The organism is Microbacterium sp. ARD31 (assembly GCF_031844425.1).
In genome coordinates this window covers 246,313-261,427 of record NZ_JAUZVE010000004.1, presented here as the reverse complement: position 1 = coordinate 261,427, position 15,115 = coordinate 246,313, and the positions used below count along the sequence as shown (strand labels likewise).

The window sequence follows — 15,115 nt, the reverse complement described above, 5'->3', positions numbered from 1 at the left end:
TCGCTGTCGGGGGTTGCTTGTTGACTACCATGACATGCACGGACGACAGCAACAGTGAGGCGCGAGCAACACCATGACAATCGGCACCGCACTTGCTTCGAACCAGACTGAGTTGCAGCCATCGCAGCGTACCTCGAGCCCGCTCAAGCCTTTCATTCGTTGGGCCGGCGGCAAGTCCAAGCTTCTCCCACACATCCTTCCGCACATGCCTGAGCGGATCGGCAATTACTACGAGCCGTTCCTCGGCGGCGGCGCTGTGTTCCTGGCGGTTCAGGACCGGATCGACGGAACTGCGCATCTCGCAGACCTCAACGAGAATCTCGTCGCGGCGTGGGTTGCGGTCAGGGACCAACGCGACCAGCTTGCGCCGCTCCTTGATTGGTACCGCGAGCGCGACTCGAAGGAGTTCTACTACGAGGTTCGTGCGGAGTCGCCGACCGAGCCGCTTGCCCGGGCTGCGCGGTTCCTCTACCTCAATGGCACTTCGTGGAATCACTTGTGGCGTGAGAACTCACGCACGGGCGCGATGAACGTGCCGTGGGGAGACAGGCGGTTCAAGGGGTTCGACGCGGAGACACTCGCCGCGATCGGGTCGGCGCTCCAGAACGCGACGATCGAGGCAGCTGATTTCCGCAAGGTCCTCAGCACCGCGACGGCGGGAGACTTTGTCTACCTGGACCCGCCCTACCTTCCGATCTACACGAATCCCGAACTCGAGAAAGAGCCGACCTCCAAGTTCAACAAGTACACCGCCAGGGTCTTCGAGTTGCCCGACCTGATTGAACTTGCTGCGATCTGTGAAGACCTGTCGGCGCGAGGAGTCAAGTGGGTCATGTCGAATCGTGACACTGAAGGTGTTCGCCAACTGTTCTCCGGTGCCGATATCGTCGGCTTCACGACCCGTCGCTCACTCTCGGCGCAGAGTCGCCGCGAGGTCGAGTCTCGGGAGTCGCCTGAGGCTGTCGTCATCGGAAGGTAGAGTCCGCATTGGTCGCACAGCCCGTCGAGGCAGTCTGGGTTTGGTACTACGGCGGCTCGAATCAGAAGTGGACTTACGGTCGATACGGCGCCGATTCATTCACCAAAGACCATCTCCAGACGCCTCAAGACGCAGGGCGCCTTCTCGCGAGCACCTTCTCTTACGCTCCGGGCCGGGATACCTACCGGTTGACTCTGAAGTGGCCAGGCGGATCGACGCGGGGTCGTATTACCTTCTCGGCCGGGCGCTACAACCTCGGGTGGCTCGGCGGTGTTCACAAAGCGCCCACGCCGTGGCGCCTGTCGGCGACCCCGTCGGCTCAAGGACCAGGGGTGCTCCCGGGTGATCCCGATGCAACGACGCTGGACGGCGCCAAGGCTGCGATTGCGGACTACAACGCGCTAGGACTCAATGGCTACCTCGTGGCCGTCAAGTTGGTCGGCGAGCCCGACGTACTTCACATCCGCTCTTATCTTGACTCGGCGCCCGAGAACCTCGAGTTCGCTGACTCATCGCTGCTGCCCTCCGGAGTACGCGCACTCATCGCTCAAATCGGCACAACACCCACCTGTGCCGCGGCTTCTTTCGACTCTGGAGGATTCATGGCTACGCCGGACGTCCAAGGCCTCATCGCCAAGCTCGAAGAGAACCCCAACCTCCTTCTGGTTGGGCCTCCCGGCACCGGAAAGACCGTGCTGCTGGAGAAGCTCGCCCGATATGTGACCGATCCCGGCGCCGGTATCGAGTTTGACCCTGACGAGCAGCACGATGCATGGAGTGAAGCTGGTCCAGCGGAGGCGCCCGGCAAGGCTCACACCGTCGTGCTGCACCCCAGCTACGCCTACGACAACCTTGTGGTGGGGCTGCTTCCCGAACCCGCAGAAGGCGGCGGCGTCAGCGTGAAGGCCGTTCCCGGAGCTCTCGTGAACCTGGCCCATTACGCGTCGGGCGGACGGCGGGCGCTCCTTGTGCTCGACGAATTCAACCGCGGCAACGCGGCCGCAGTCCTCGGGGACACTATCGCGCTGCTCGATAGGGACAAGCGCGGCACAGCGCACGTCTACCTTCCCTATGCTCACCTTGGCCTCGAGGTCCCTGTTGACTTCGCGAACGACAACGGCACAAACGTCGTGTCACCGCTAACGCTCCCTCCATCGTTGTGGATCGTAGCCGCGATGAACTCGAGCGACCGCAGCGTCGCCCCACTGGACGCGGCGTTGCGACGCCGCTTCACCATTGTCGAGATGCCCCCGGACTATGAGGCGCTAAGCAAACAACTCGCGGCCGACACGAGCGCCGATTTCGATGAGGCTTACGAGGAGTGGGAAGGCAGTCATGTTTCAGCGCTCGCGGTGAGACTCCTTTCCGCTTTGAACGAGCGCATTGGAGCCGTCCTCGGCCACGACTTCGAACTCGGGCAGTCCAACTTCTGGCATGTGTCGGGGGAGACGGCAGCAGATGCGATCAAGTCGCTTGCGCGTGCGTGGGATGAACGGATCGTCCCCACGCTGCGGCTCGCGATGCAGGATGATGACGACGCCTTGGCCGCCATCCTCATCGCAGGGGAGTCGACGCAGGCTGTTGACGCTGACGAGAGCCGGGCGGCCTGGTGGAAGGCGGCCGACGCGGTGAAGCTCGGGTCCTTCGCGAGAGCGCGTCTCCGCTTCAATCTGCTTAGTGAGTGGGACGAGGAAAAGGCCCTCGCCGAGCTGAAGCGCCTGGGCGAGCTCGCGTGAGCGAGCGGCTGAGGTTCGTCGAGAACCAGCCGCAGCTCGTCAGTCGAGAGACGGCTGAGGACGTCGCTGCGGGGATAGAAGCACTCCGGCAGTCACTGCGACCTCAGCTCGCTCAGTTGGAGCTTTCTGGCCAGACGCTTGTGATCCGGAACCTCGTCGGATCTGCCCGACTGCCGAGTGGGCGAATCCTCGAGGTAGAACCGAAGGTGCCAGCGACCGCGTCTTGGGCTGAGTCCGTCGTTCAGCTGCTCACGGACGATTCGCGCGTCTCAGTGACCGGATCCCAGCGAACGCGCCAGAGCCGGCCGAGGAACGACCTCACATCGGCGATCGCAGTCGAGTACGCGCGGCGTCTGGAGGCAGCCCTTGGGAAAGAGGGGCCGATTCAGATCTACGAACGTCAGTCGCACATCGCACGGAGGCTGAACGGCCGGCTGGACGTAGGGCGTTGGGCTCGACTCTCGCATCTCGACCCCGCCATGTTTCCTGTCACGCGGGATGAGTTCACGGTGGACAACGACTTCACCCGCGGCCTCTCAATCGTGGCTGGCTACTTCAGGCGCTCATCTCTCGACGCCTCGCTTGGGTCGAGACTGCGTCGACTCGAGTCGGCAGTCCTCCCCGGCATGCCGCTCCCCAACTACGTGGATCCCTCTGTAGCCAGTCGGCGACTGCCGGTGCAGTGGAGGAGCTATCGACCGGCCTGGGATATCGCTGCGGCGGTGCTTCGAAATCGGTCCGTTGTAGGCGACCCTGGCCACTCGGTCGGACTCGAAGTCGCGCTCGAGCCGTGGCCTCTGCTCGAGACCCTCCTTGAACGCTCGCTGAACGAGGTCGGGCGACTGTCACTGGGAGAGTTCAATCGAGCCCCGAAGGCGAAGGCCCCGCTGCTCCTTCAGTACGGGCGCATGGTCCAGCCGGTAATACCTGACGGTGTGCTCGTCAAGGATGGGGCGGCTGTAGCGACATTCGAGGCCAAGTACACCAATCCGGATGTTCTCCCAGCCGAAGCTCACATCTATCAAGCACTGGCGGCTGCGGGCGCTCTTGACTCACCTCTTGCTGTACTCGTCTACCCCGACGACGCTGGTGTCCACGTCTACGACGTCGCTGGACGGGGAGGACTGCCCCTGCGGTTTGTTTCGGTCGGACTCGACCTCTTCACATATCGGCGTGTTGATGGCGACTCCAAGAGGGCGGAAACTCTCTTGCGGATTCTCCACCAACACACCCCTACGCGGGTCTGAGCGACACCAGGACCGCGATTCACTGCGAGGTCATCGACGCGCAGTGCAATCTGAACTCGCTCACGCTTGACGCAGACGGCGACTCCTTCATAATGAATCGCAAATGAGGGCCTCTCGCCGAGTCATCGTCGCGATCTTCTCACCTCAGGCCATCCTGGGTCTTGATGTCTATTGGGGTGAACTAGGGGGACCCGCGTGACCGACGTACCCGAGCCGGTGCTGCCGCTGTCTCTTCTCGCGTCGAATCGCGACCAGTTCAATGCGCTCTTCTACGAGCCCGTCAGCGTTGCGCTGCAGACCAAGACCAACCTGCACGTCCACGTGCTTCGGGTGCAGAACGGCAATTTCGATCTTCCAGGTCTCTATCGGGAGCTGAAGAACAACAGCGTCGCCTATGTCTTGTCCCGCCTCAACTACAAGAAGGCTCTGGAAGATCCCGGGCGCATGATGGAAGTGGCGGCGAAGGTCCAGTCTCAGTTTCGGATCCCGGACGAGAAGGCTGGTGAGGGCGGCGAGGTCATCCTGTACTCGCTCCTAGAAGGACACCTCGGTGCGCCAAAGGTGCTCTCGAAAATGGAGCTCAAGACAAACCCCGACCACTATGTCTACGGGTCGGACGGGGTTCATCTGCTTCGCACGGCCGAGAACTCCTATCAGCTCATCTTCGGCGAGTCCAAGATGTACGCCGACTCGGGTGGCGTTGGTACCAGCGCGAAGCTCGGTATCAAGGCGGCGTTCGAATCGGTCGGCAAGGTCCATGACGAAGGCTTCGACTTCGACACCTGGCTCGTGCAGTCAGAGCTCTTGAAGGAAGAACTCGACGAGGACAAGCTCGAGGCCCTATCAGCGATCCTGCTCCCGTCAACGAGCGGCGGAGACGACGCAATCAAGAAGCACAACGCCTTCGGCATCTTCGTGGGATACGAGATCGATGTGTCGGACCTGAAGCCGGAAGACCTGGAACTCGACGAGATGGAGACCGAGCTGCGAAAGCGAGCGACTGACGCAATCACGGCGCAGCACGACCTGATCAAGGACGAGATCACCAAGCGCGGCCTGGGTGTCTATCCGATCCACCTCTACGCAATTCCGTTCGCCAAGCGCGGCGATGAGGACAACGCCCATGGCATCAAGCAGATCCGGATGGAACTCGCTGCTCAACTCGGCAACCACGGAGCGAAGAAGTAGATGGCAGGTCGAATCGCAGCTGACATCCTCAGCGACCGCATCGTTGACCGCGAAGACTACGTAGACGACCTGGCGAGCCTCGAGAAGGCAGTTTCAGGAGCCTTCCTCACCGGCGCAACGGACGCGCCAATCGATGACGCCCTGGTGGACCGGCTGCTCCGCTACGCCGACATCATGTCGCACTCCACTATCGCTGCTCATCGCGAGTCGGCCTACAACCTGATTGCGCTTCTCCGCGAGGTAGACGAACTCGTGGGATTGTCGAACCGGGGGAGTTCGCGCGTGACTGCGGTCGCCACCGCCGTACTTATCGAGCTGGGCAACTTTCCGGGCCTGCGCACCCTGAGCAACGCAACCGATGACACGTACGCGCTCCCCGTCTCCCGAGGTGTACTCCGCGCTGCTAAGGAGGTTACGCAGGCCACGAAACATGGCACTGCAACGCTGACTGACACGCAGTTCCAGATCGCCGAGCGGATGCGCGGCGAGGACTTCTTCAGCTTCTCGGGGCCGACCTCGCTTGGTAAGTCGTTCATCCTCAAGGATGCGATCTACGACATCGTGCGCCATCCGGATCTGGACCAGCACTGCGTCGTTGTGTTGGTACCGACGAAAGCCCTCATTGGGCAGACCGCTGCGGACCTCCGCGAACTGCTCCGGGATGTGCCGGAGGTGAACGTCGCGACTTTTCCGTCCCTGCCGCTCTTCCTGCGTCAGACGTATCCGCGCACGATCTTCGTACTCACGCCGGAACGCCTCCTTCGCTACCTCTCGAATCCGGTCCGTGACATCGACTACCTGATCGTTGACGAGGCGCAGAAGGTCATCGCGAAGCGGGACGCCCGCGCTTCGATCTACTACCACGCCATCGTCGAGACGATTCGACGGTTTGCGACCAAGCTTGTCTTCGCCTCTCCGAGCATCGAGAATCCGCAGCTGTTCCTTGAGCTCTTTGGGAAAGCTTCTAACGGTGCGCTCGCCGTTCGGGAGCGCACCGTCGCGCAGCAGCGCTACTTCGTTGACCTCATCGATCGCAAGCAGTACTACCTGTCGGGTGTCGGCGGTGGCGATGGGCAGCTTCAGACAGAGCCAACCGCGACGACAGCGATAGAGCTGATCACATCTCTGAGCGGCGCGCGGAAGTCGATCGTGTATATCAACAGCTCCGCAAAGTCTGCGGAGTTCGCGCTGGAGCTTGCCAAGGTGCTTCCGAAGGTCGACGACCCGCGGATTGACGCGGTGATCAAGTTCGTTAAGGAGCACATCCACAAGGACTACTTCCTTGCCAACACCCTCGCCCACGGTGTCGCATTCCACCACGGCAAGATGCCCCAGGAGGTGCGCGAGAAGGTCGAAGAGTGCTTCTCCAACCCCGACTCTCCGCTCCGCTACGTCGTGTGTACTTCGACGTTGCTTGAGGGTGTGAACTTGCCGGCGAAGAATATATTCGTTCTCAACGACACGCACGGCCCGGCGGGCTTCGGGAAGATCGACTTCGAGAACCTCGCGGGGCGAGCGGGACGCCTCACCTATGACTTCTCCGGCAACGTCATCTGCGTGCGATACGAGCAGGGCGGTTGGAGCGAGTCACGCCAAGAATTGATTCCGCGCGGTGAACCCATCGTCGCCGAGAGCTTCCTCGTCAACCCCGGAAACACCCGCAAAGACTTCACAGATATCGGCTACTTTCTGCGCGGAGAGAAGATCCCAGGGAATCCGTCAAACGACGCAAAGCGCACTGTCGAGCAGTATGCCTCGATCCTCCTTCTACACGTCCTCGGTAAGCAGCAGACACCGCTGCGAACCCTGTTCCTGGAGAAGGTCAAGGACGGCGCGAAGCTGATCGACAAGGCCGTCACGGGCTTCACAGGATCTGAGGAGGTGCTCCGGAGGTCTCCGGGTATCCAGCCGCGATACCAGAGTGCAGTTTGGGATGAACTCACCGCTGGCACAGCGGGCGCCCTCATCCCATCGGACACCGAAGATCTGAGTTTCGAACTCTTCGACTCCGTGCTGAAGCACCTGGGTCGCCTCTACAACTGGATCAACGAGGAGTCGGGCGGTACCGATCCGCTCGTGCCAAAAGAGGAACCCGGCTACTCCTTGCGCCTCCGCTACTGGGCGACCCTGATGTCGTACTGGGTGCGCGGCGATCCGCTCGTCTTGGTCATCAGCCGGGCGATTCGCTATCACGCGAATCAAGGAGTGGTCACGTACCGGGACTACTCAATCTCGCCGTATCTCATCACCGAGGCGTTCAAGCCCGGGGATTCCAAGCAGGTAAACCGCATTATCGAGGAGACGATGCGTGATCTCGAGACGGGCCTTCGCTTCAAGATCATCAGCTACCTCGAGAACTACTTCGACCTCACGGTCCAAACCCTCGGTTCGGCGAACGCTGGCATGAACGTCGCAAAGCTTGTGGAGTACGGCTCGAGCGATCCGAGGGTGATCAACCTGCAGGAGGTTGGCTTCACGCGCGGGGTGGCTTTGGACCTCCTCGGCAAGCACGCGAAGTTTCTGGCGTTCACAACCAACGACGAGCTTGAATCGGTTGACCTTGACGGGATTCTCGCTGAGCCTGAGCTCGCAGCGGACGTGAAGACCGAGCTGGAGAACATCCTTCGGAAGGCGCCGCCGCCTCCCGTCGAGTCGGTGCTGCCGTCATGAACGAACGATGGTGGTACAACCTCGTCGCTGAGTCGCAGTTCGCCACGGAGCTAGTCCGGTCTGGCATTGCTCGGGTGTGCTCGCTGCCGATGAGTGCTGACCGACCTGGCGGCCAAGTCGGCTGCGACGAGACCTACCCACTCAATGTCGGTCTCCACATGTACACGAGTGGTCTAGAGCGCCTCTGCAAGCTCGCGCTCGCGTGCCACGGCTTCGCGACAACGGGGGAGTTCCCCAAAGTACGGAAGTACTCGCACAAGCTAAGCGGCCTTCTGAAGGCGATTGAAGATCTCGACATGAGCGCGTTCAAGCCGTACTACCCCGAGTACCTCAAGCGCCCAGGGGACGAGTTCGGTGATGAGCTTGTCGAATGGCTGGAGCGGTATGCCTCCGGCGACGGCCGCTACGAGCTTCTCGACTCGCTAACTCGAGACGATGTCGAAATCCTGACCTGGGATGTCTGGGTTCAGTTCTGCTCGCGTGGCGTGGTCTCTGACGACGTCAAGGAGAGCATCAGCATCCGGTACGCCATGGGTGAGGCACTCGGAAATGTGACCGTCGCCAACGATCTTGAAAGCGTTGCGTACCCGTTTTGGGAGAGTACCTCGCGCTCGTTCCATGCTCCGGCGGTTGCAGTTGGGCTCGCGATGTATCGCCGTGCAAGGTGGGCCGCCGAGATCATCGGCGCGACGACCCACTACACCGGTAAGGGTCTTCCGATCCTCCGGGAGGTTGTCAACGTGCTCACGCAGACCACCGACAACTTCTTTACCTATGAGGTCGCAGGGATCTCCGATCGTGAGCCCGTTGTCGAGGAACTCACCCGTCATTTCGAGTCATTCATCCCACCCGAGGACGAAGAAGGAGTCGACTGGGCAGATGAGGAGCAACTCGACACCCAGCCGGTGACGCCGGATTCAGCGGACCATCAATAGGCTCACCCTCATGGCTCACCCATTCGATTCGCTCCCTGCGCGCCTCTGGGAAGCATCAGCATCGTCGGCCCGATACGCCGTGAGCCACTACGCAGACGCTGACAACCAGGTGCTCATCCGTGCGGCGCTGTCATTGGGCCACGCGGCCGAGCAGCTCATCATGGCGTGTGTCGCTTCTGTCGATCCGGCGCTCCTTGCTGATGGGAAGTTTCCTGCCGCACGGTACGCGCTATCGAAGGGGAATGTGTCCGGCACGTTGGATATCCACACGCTCCGGACGATTACGTGGGGCGAGGGATACACCCTCCTGCGGCAGATCGATCCAAAACTGAAAGAGCCGACTGACATCAAGTTCGTTATGGAGACCCGCAACGCGGCCGCTCATATCGCGCTCGTCGACCCCGCTGATCTAGCTGACGCTGTGGTGAAGCTCGCGCATGCGGTTGGCCAGCTCCACTCTCTCGTCCCTACGTTCGTGGAGAACGACTATTGGGGACCGACGCACCTGTCGGTTGTAACGGGGCTTCGGGACGCGCGCGCAGACAAAGTGAAGATGGAACTCAACGCGAAGCTTCTCGCCGCAACCGAGTACTTCGGGACTCTGTTCCCTTCCATGAGCGCAGCGGATCGGGAGACGGTCCTCGTCACGATGGAAGCGAGAAAACCGTCGCGGACAGTGTCCGGCCGCGACGGCGACGCTTGGGAACCCCAGGAGTGTCCTGCCTGTGGTCGATTGGGCTATCTCCACTACGCGCTCGAAAATCAGGAAGACTTCGAAGAGATCCCGGATCATGACAAGTACGGGAACGTCGAAAACGTTCATGTTGTCGTCTCCGTCGAGTGGATCCCGCTTGCCTTCGAGTGCCCTGTTTGCGGGCTGGACCTTGAGGAAGACGAAGTTGTTCTGGTTGATGGGATCGAGACGTTCCTCGCTGAGGAAAAGGTCCCTCTCGAAGATGACGCGCTGCGTTCGTACTGGGGATACGACGAGGATTACGAGCGCGACTTCGAGCGCTGGAAGTAGCGTGATTGACAGGCAGCGAGCTTGCGCTACGTGTTCCGCCGCATGATCTCGGCGAAGTACGAGTCCGGGCCGAAGCCGCCGTCATAGTCCTCAGGGCCCGTGTCGGCTTGGGAGTCCGCCACGTAATCCTCCAGCTCAAGCACCATCTCGGCGCGGGTCAGTCCGCTGGTATCGATCCCGAGGCCGGTCAGGTGATCGACGAACCGCTTCTTCCGTGCAGTCTTCAGACCTCGCCATACCTTTTCCCACTGAGCCTCATCATCTGCGAGTAGGCGCGGCTCATCTGGAATGACTCGCGCGAGCATGAACGCCTGAAGGATCGCCCGACTCTCAGCGCTGGCGGGCACCATGTTCTCGGCGGTTTTCGCCTTGTGGCAGGCGCTGCAGAGAAGTTGCAAGTTCTCGAGATCTCCCGAGCTCCCGTCGATGTGATCGATTTCGACGCCGGGCTTTCCGCACTTTTGGCAGCGTCCACCATCGCGCGTCTTCACTTCGGCGCGAGTCGACGTGGACAGAGTCCTTCCGAGCGATGCATACCCACCGATGAGCATGAAGGCGTTTCGGGTCGCTACAACTTCGCGTACATCGGGGCGCTCGATGCGCCCGTCCCGCAACACCCGGCGCTGGTATCGGACGTTGCTCGCGATGTCGTTGCACCAGCTCGAGCAGTACAGCGCGTCCTCGTCCTCGGGAAGCGGCTCGAGGCAGTTTGCGCAGTGATCGTCTTGAAAGTATCGGTCTTCAGGGACCGCGATCACGAAGGGTGGCTCACGCATGGCGATACGGTACCGGTCGCCTGTGACACGGAGCACTTCCAGACGGTGTCATCCGCTGTTTCGTTGACGTGACTACGCCCTGGGTGGATGGTCGTCGTATGAGTTCCCTCGCGAGCCCAGATGAGGTCTTCGAGCATCACGGGATGCTCTGGAAGCGCAAGGCCGGCGCAGAGTCGAGCTTCGAGCAACTGGCCACCGCACGAAGCTTCTTATTGCAAACGAACGAGGACGCGCTTTGGAATCCGTGGCTGAGAGACGACCGCGCCAGTGAACTCGACGCGGCGATGGACGTTATGCGCGAGTGGACACGCGCCGAGCCAGACTTCCGTCAGTGGACTGCCGAAGAGACGCAGCGATGGCTTGATGAAGGCGACCGTGCTCGAGCCGCCGCGCGCGCTGAGGAGGAAGCTCGTTGGGAGCGTGGCAGAGCGCTCTTCGACACAGATCTATTCGCATCACGTCGCGGTCTGCTTGAGCAGGAATCGATCCACGAGCACATCCTCGAGGAGCTGGAGGAGTTTCGTAGCGGTCGTCGCTTCCCAGGAATGGCCAGCGATCGACGGCAGAAAGAAGTCACGGAGCTGGAGGAGCGGCTCGCGACGTGCGACGCGCATCTCGTCCGCCTTCGCGCGGTAGTACCTGACCCAGAGGTGGTCGTCAGCGAGCGCGGTCAACTCCCGAGCGACCGCCGCTACAGCAATCTCCTCACGTACAAGTTCAACCGGGAGTTCAAGGTTCGCGACTTACGACGCCAGCTTCCCGAACTGCGCGCGGAACTGAAAGCCGCCACCGACAAAGGCGAACGCAAGGAGCTTCGCGAGAAGGTATCTCGCGAGCAGAGCGAGCCGGACTACTGGCTCGCCGTCAGGCCCCTTTCCGCTGACGAGATGTGTTCAGAGTGTCCGACGCCGCTCACGGGGCATGGCTGGGTGTCGCATGGTCTCCACGGTGCTCGCCCCTGCCCTGCATGGCCTGGGTGGGCCGCGCGTATGAAACAGGCGCGCGAGATGTTCTTCGAGATGATCGAGCGGAATCAACGGGCGCAGACCCCACCCGCTCCGCCGAAGCCTGAGCCATTGGCGGTCGTGCCGTCCGGTCTTCCACTCGGCGAAATTCTCGCGCAGCTCAGTGAGCTGCAGGCGCAGTTCCCCGATGCTGTCGTCAAGCGCGGACGAGCGAACCGTTGGGAGCTGTGGCCTAAGGACTGACGGTCTGAGTCTGTTCACGTTTGCGCGATGGATGCGGGCGCTCACTTGGAGAGCTTCCTCGGCGCCTTTTGGTCGCATTGGTACTCCGCTTCGGTGGAGAGACCTCAGCACTGCCCCATGCGAGAGCTCGTGCCTTCCTTCGATCTCAGCCATCGTCGCGCCTGCTTCGTATTCTTCTGCCATCCTCTTGGCCTCACCTTCGGTCACGCGACGCCTCGTGACCACCACGCCGTTATCGCGTAGCAGGTTGATGACCGCGGCCGGTGAAACGTCGAACCGTGCCGTGATGCTCCGAGCGCTTTCGCCTTCCTCGTAGCGATGTAGTGCATCCTCAACCTTCTTGGGTCCGATCCGTCGCGCAACCCCGTGATGCGTAAACTCGACGGGCTCACTCAAACCCTCTTCTCGGGTACCTTGCGCCGCGAGTTCCCGCAGCTCGACAGGGGTGAACGGCAGCTCCAAAAGGTTTGAGTAGAGGTCTCCAAGGTCAGGATTCTGGGACTCGAACCGCGAACAGCGAACCAGATAGCGTCGCGAGAGCAGATGCCGAATCGTGTGCATACGCGGTCGCTGACGAAACCGGGCGCGGTCTCGGCGCGCTCGCCGTATGCGTCGTCTCTAAAGGCGGCTCCCTGAAGGAGCTTCACTGAAGCAGCGATTCGCTGGTCACTGGCGCGCGAAGTGCGGCGACATAGATTCTCTGCAGGTTTCCGCGGGTCGCGACAAGAATTGGGACTCGTGAGGTTCCTATATCACCCTCGCGTGGGGTGCTCTTCGCCGCAACGGCTAGCCATTCAAGTAACCCGCTGAGGCGAGCAGGGTGGACCGGGCGATGTCGACACCAACGCTTGCCCTGTGCTGCTCACGATTCGGAGCCCGCTAAAGGCGCGGCTATCGTGCGTTGCCCACTGGGGGACCCCTGCCGCCGGAGCCGGATGGGCTCAGATCGTCAAGCCAGCCGAACGTCGACGGTTCGCGAACGACGGAGTGCGATCGAACGCGCGCTGCGACGTCGACTCTCGCGAATCGAGCAACTCTCGAACCTCTTCCGAGTTGGTGACCAAGGTTGCGATACGCTCGCGCAGCAGTCGGTGGCATCCCGCGCTCGCTGCGCTCGTGATCGGGCCGGGAGCGGCACCGACCGATCGACCCAGTCCATGGGCTCGGACCGCGATGTCCAGTGAACCGGATCGGGCGCCGGCCTCGACAACCACTGTCGCGCCAGCAAGGGCGGCGAGAATTCGGTTGCGCTGCATGAAACGCCAGCGTGTTGGCGTCGAGCCGGGTGGGAGCTCGCTGACGAGCGCGCCGCCGCCGCCGACGATCCGCTCGAAGAGGTGGGCGTTACCGGCCGGGTAGGGGCGATCCAGGCCACCTGCGAGGATTGCGACGGTGCCGCCTGGTTGTGACGCGATCGCTCCGCGATGTGCGGCGCCGTCGATCCCGTACGCGCCGCCGGACACAATGCTCACGCCGCTGCCGGCAAGCTCGCTCGCGAGTTCGGCCGCGACGTGCTCACCGTAACTGGTGGCGGCGCGCGCACCGACGATCGCGACGCGATCCGACGCGCCGGGAGCGCGCGTCGCAATGCTGCCTGCGATCCAGAGTGCGATCGGCGATGCGACACCGAGCGCGCGCAGCGCAGTCGGCCATCGCGGATCGTCGGGCGTCAGAAGGGTGAGCCCGCGTCGCTCGGTGTCAACGACGACGCGCTCGGTGTCGGCATCCCTTAGGCGCGGATTAAGTCGGGCACGCCAGAGCTCGCCCTCGGTGGGATCGATCGTCTCCGGCAGTTGGTCTCGCGTCGAGATCATGCGCAGTGTCTCGGGTGCGCCGATTATCTCAAGGAGGGTGCCGGTGACGGTGTCGCCGGGCTGCGAGATGGTGCTGAGGGCGACGCGTGCGAGCCGCTCGTCCGAGAGGTTCACAGTCGGAGCCCGTTCGCACGACGCGCGGGCCGTTGCCTTTCGAATCCAAACCGCGACGGTGGTGCCACGGGCTCGCGTGCGTCCTCGACGACCGGCTCGAAGCGGCGCAGGAGTGACACGTAACCGAAGTGATGGTTGTAGGTGAGCGCGTACCCGACGGCGTCGCTGCGGATGGTGAAGTCAGTAGGACTCTGGGGGATCTCGTCGTAGACGTATCCGTTGACCAGCGCGGCATCCCGCGTCTCGTCCCCGTAGTCCCACTGGGATAGATGATTGATCGCCGCCTCGGGTCCGTTCCGGTCGATGATGTCCAGCACAGCGTCTGCCTCGTCGCCCTGCATGAAGACCACGCTCATCCAGCGGGGTTCGATCGGTGGTGCGACGGCCGAATCCGTCGAGATGGATGTCGCGGTTGTAGTGGTGCTGTTCATTTCGAGTTCCCTTCTCTACGGGGAAGGTGCGCGCCTGTTCACCAGCACCGCACAAGCCGCAGCGCGAGGCGCGCAGTGTGCGCCCAGCTACTGTCGGGTCCGCGGACGACGCGGTCCCCGGGGCGCGAGGACGTGCGACGGGGGAAACTGACTGAGCCCCGGATCATCCGGACTTGAGATGTAGACACATACTCGACGGTTCAGGGACCTCGAGATCTCTCCAAGGGCGTCCAGATGTCTCGAAGTCCCGTCGCGTATGCTGGCTATCACCACCACCGGAGTGAAGCCGAAGGGCAAGATTCCGGGGGTTTTGGGCATCCGCGAGACCATCCGGGCCTGTGGCGCAGCTGGTAGCGCACCTGCATGGCATGCAGGGGGTCAGGGGTTCGAGTCCCCTCAGGTCCACCGCACGAAACGCCCCCGGATTCCGGGGGCGTTTCGCGGTTTCAGCCCTGTGTCCTTGACCACACGACGGTGGGCACACCAGAGTGGACGCGACCTCTGGAGGCAGCCCATGACCGCCGTGACCCCGTTCCTGTGGTTCGATCACGACGCCGAAGCGGCGATCGCGTTCTACACGTCGCTCGTTCCGGACTCGGAGGTCGTGTCGATCGGTCGGTATCCCGACGAGGTGCCGGGAATGGGGGGCGCGGTGATGCACGCGCATTTCCGGCTCGGCGGACGTGATTTCTTCGCGATGGATGCCGGTCCGCAGTTCCCGTTCACCGAGGCGGTCTCCCTGTATGTCTCGTGCGCCGACCAGTCCGAGATCGACCGCTACTGGGACGCTCTGACGGCGGACGGCGGCCAGGAGCAGCCGTGCGGCTGGCTCAAGGACCGCTGGGGTCTGTCGTGGCAGATCATCCCCGACCGGCTCGTCGAACTGATCCGCGATCCCGACCCCGTCCGCGCCCATCGCGCCGTCCAGGCGATGCTCGACATGCGGCGGATCGACCTGGCCGCGCTCGAGGCCGCGGTGTCCTCTCCGTGAGG

At 62.4% G+C, this 15,115-nt stretch carries 12 protein-coding genes and 1 tRNA gene; 10 read left to right on the top strand and 3 right to left on the bottom strand.

Features of this window, described 5'->3' with window-relative positions; genetic code table 11:
• Positions 1 to 73 precede the first annotated feature (73 nt).
• From Q9S36_RS14805 to Q9S36_RS14775, 7 genes are all read left to right on the top strand, one after another.
• Complete coding sequence (locus tag Q9S36_RS14805; RefSeq protein WP_311285761.1) at positions 74 to 979, top strand: DNA adenine methylase; 906 nt, start codon at positions 74 to 76, stop codon at positions 977 to 979.
• Positions 980 to 1,311: 332 nt separating this feature from the next.
• Positions 1,312 to 2,715 (top strand): AAA family ATPase, encoded by a 1,404-nt coding sequence (locus Q9S36_RS14800; protein ID WP_311285760.1) that lies wholly within the window; start codon positions 1,312 to 1,314, stop codon positions 2,713 to 2,715.
• Positions 2,712 to 3,962: a 5-methylcytosine restriction system specificity protein McrC gene (locus Q9S36_RS14795; protein WP_311285759.1), complete on the top strand. Its 1,251-nt coding sequence runs from the start codon at positions 2,712 to 2,714 to the stop codon at positions 3,960 to 3,962. Before Q9S36_RS14800 ends, Q9S36_RS14795 begins: the two co-directional genes overlap by 4 nt.
• Before the next feature lie 195 nt (positions 3,963 to 4,157).
• Complete coding sequence (locus Q9S36_RS14790; protein ID WP_311285758.1) at positions 4,158 to 5,150, top strand: DUF1837 domain-containing protein; 993 nt, start codon at positions 4,158 to 4,160, stop codon at positions 5,148 to 5,150.
• Positions 5,151 to 7,820, top strand: a complete 2,670-nt coding sequence (locus tag Q9S36_RS14785) for a DEAD/DEAH box helicase (protein ID WP_311285757.1) — start codon at positions 5,151 to 5,153, stop codon at positions 7,818 to 7,820.
• Positions 7,817 to 8,755: a hypothetical protein gene (locus Q9S36_RS14780; RefSeq protein WP_311285756.1), complete on the top strand. Its 939-nt coding sequence runs from the start codon at positions 7,817 to 7,819 to the stop codon at positions 8,753 to 8,755. The genes Q9S36_RS14785 and Q9S36_RS14780 overlap by 4 nt, the downstream gene beginning before the upstream one ends.
• A gap of 10 nt (positions 8,756 to 8,765) precedes the next feature.
• Entirely contained in the window at positions 8,766 to 9,779 is a 1,014-nt protein-coding gene (locus tag Q9S36_RS14775) for a hypothetical protein (protein ID WP_311285755.1), read from the top strand.
• A gap of 26 nt (positions 9,780 to 9,805) precedes the next feature.
• On the opposite strand, the gene Q9S36_RS14770 is transcribed toward Q9S36_RS14775, so the two are convergent.
• Positions 9,806 to 10,555, bottom strand: coding sequence for an HNH endonuclease (locus Q9S36_RS14770; protein WP_311285754.1), 750 nt, complete (start codon positions 10,553 to 10,555; stop codon positions 9,806 to 9,808).
• A 98-nt stretch (positions 10,556 to 10,653) separates the two neighbouring features.
• Between Q9S36_RS14770 and Q9S36_RS14765 the strand changes: the two genes are divergently transcribed.
• Entirely contained in the window at positions 10,654 to 11,763 is a 1,110-nt protein-coding gene (locus Q9S36_RS14765; RefSeq protein WP_311285753.1) for a hypothetical protein, read from the top strand.
• A 941-nt stretch (positions 11,764 to 12,704) separates the two neighbouring features.
• Here the strand turns inward: Q9S36_RS14765 and dprA are convergent.
• Positions 12,705 to 13,691, bottom strand: coding sequence for a DNA-processing protein DprA (gene dprA / locus Q9S36_RS14760; protein WP_311285752.1), 987 nt, complete (start codon positions 13,689 to 13,691; stop codon positions 12,705 to 12,707).
• Positions 13,688 to 14,122, bottom strand: a complete 435-nt coding sequence (locus Q9S36_RS14755) for a hypothetical protein (RefSeq protein WP_311285751.1) — start codon at positions 14,120 to 14,122, stop codon at positions 13,688 to 13,690. The genes dprA and Q9S36_RS14755 overlap by 4 nt, the downstream gene beginning before the upstream one ends.
• A gap of 332 nt (positions 14,123 to 14,454) precedes the next feature.
• On the opposite strand from Q9S36_RS14755, the gene Q9S36_RS14750 reads away from it, so the two are divergent.
• Positions 14,455 to 14,527: transfer RNA gene (locus Q9S36_RS14750), tRNA-Ala, on the top strand.
• 109 nt (positions 14,528 to 14,636) lie between these two features.
• Positions 14,637 to 15,113 (top strand): VOC family protein, encoded by a 477-nt coding sequence (locus Q9S36_RS14745; protein ID WP_251449776.1) that lies wholly within the window; start codon positions 14,637 to 14,639, stop codon positions 15,111 to 15,113.
• Positions 15,114 to 15,115 lie beyond the last annotated feature (2 nt).

What these genes read in the sequence shown, in the direction of transcription:
- Q9S36_RS14805 (WP_311285761.1), top strand. Translation starts at nt 74, where the DNA reads ATGACAATCGGCACCGCACTTGCTTCGAACCAGACTGAGTTGCAGCCA.
- Q9S36_RS14785 (WP_311285757.1), top strand. Translation starts at nt 5,151, where the DNA reads ATGGCAGGTCGAATCGCAGCTGACATCCTCAGCGACCGCATCGTTGAC.
- Q9S36_RS14780 (WP_311285756.1), top strand. Translation starts at nt 7,817, where the DNA reads ATGAACGAACGATGGTGGTACAACCTCGTCGCTGAGTCGCAGTTCGCC.
- Q9S36_RS14775 (WP_311285755.1), top strand. Translation starts at nt 8,766, where the DNA reads ATGGCTCACCCATTCGATTCGCTCCCTGCGCGCCTCTGGGAAGCATCA.
- Q9S36_RS14770 (WP_311285754.1), bottom strand. Translation starts at nt 10,555, where the DNA reads ATGCGTGAGCCACCCTTCGTGATCGCGGTCCCTGAAGACCGATACTTT.
- Q9S36_RS14765 (WP_311285753.1), top strand. Translation starts at nt 10,654, where the DNA reads ATGAGTTCCCTCGCGAGCCCAGATGAGGTCTTCGAGCATCACGGGATG.
- Q9S36_RS14755 (WP_311285751.1), bottom strand. Translation starts at nt 14,122, where the DNA reads ATGAACAGCACCACTACAACCGCGACATCCATCTCGACGGATTCGGCC.
- Q9S36_RS14745 (WP_251449776.1), top strand. Translation starts at nt 14,637, where the DNA reads ATGACCGCCGTGACCCCGTTCCTGTGGTTCGATCACGACGCCGAAGCG.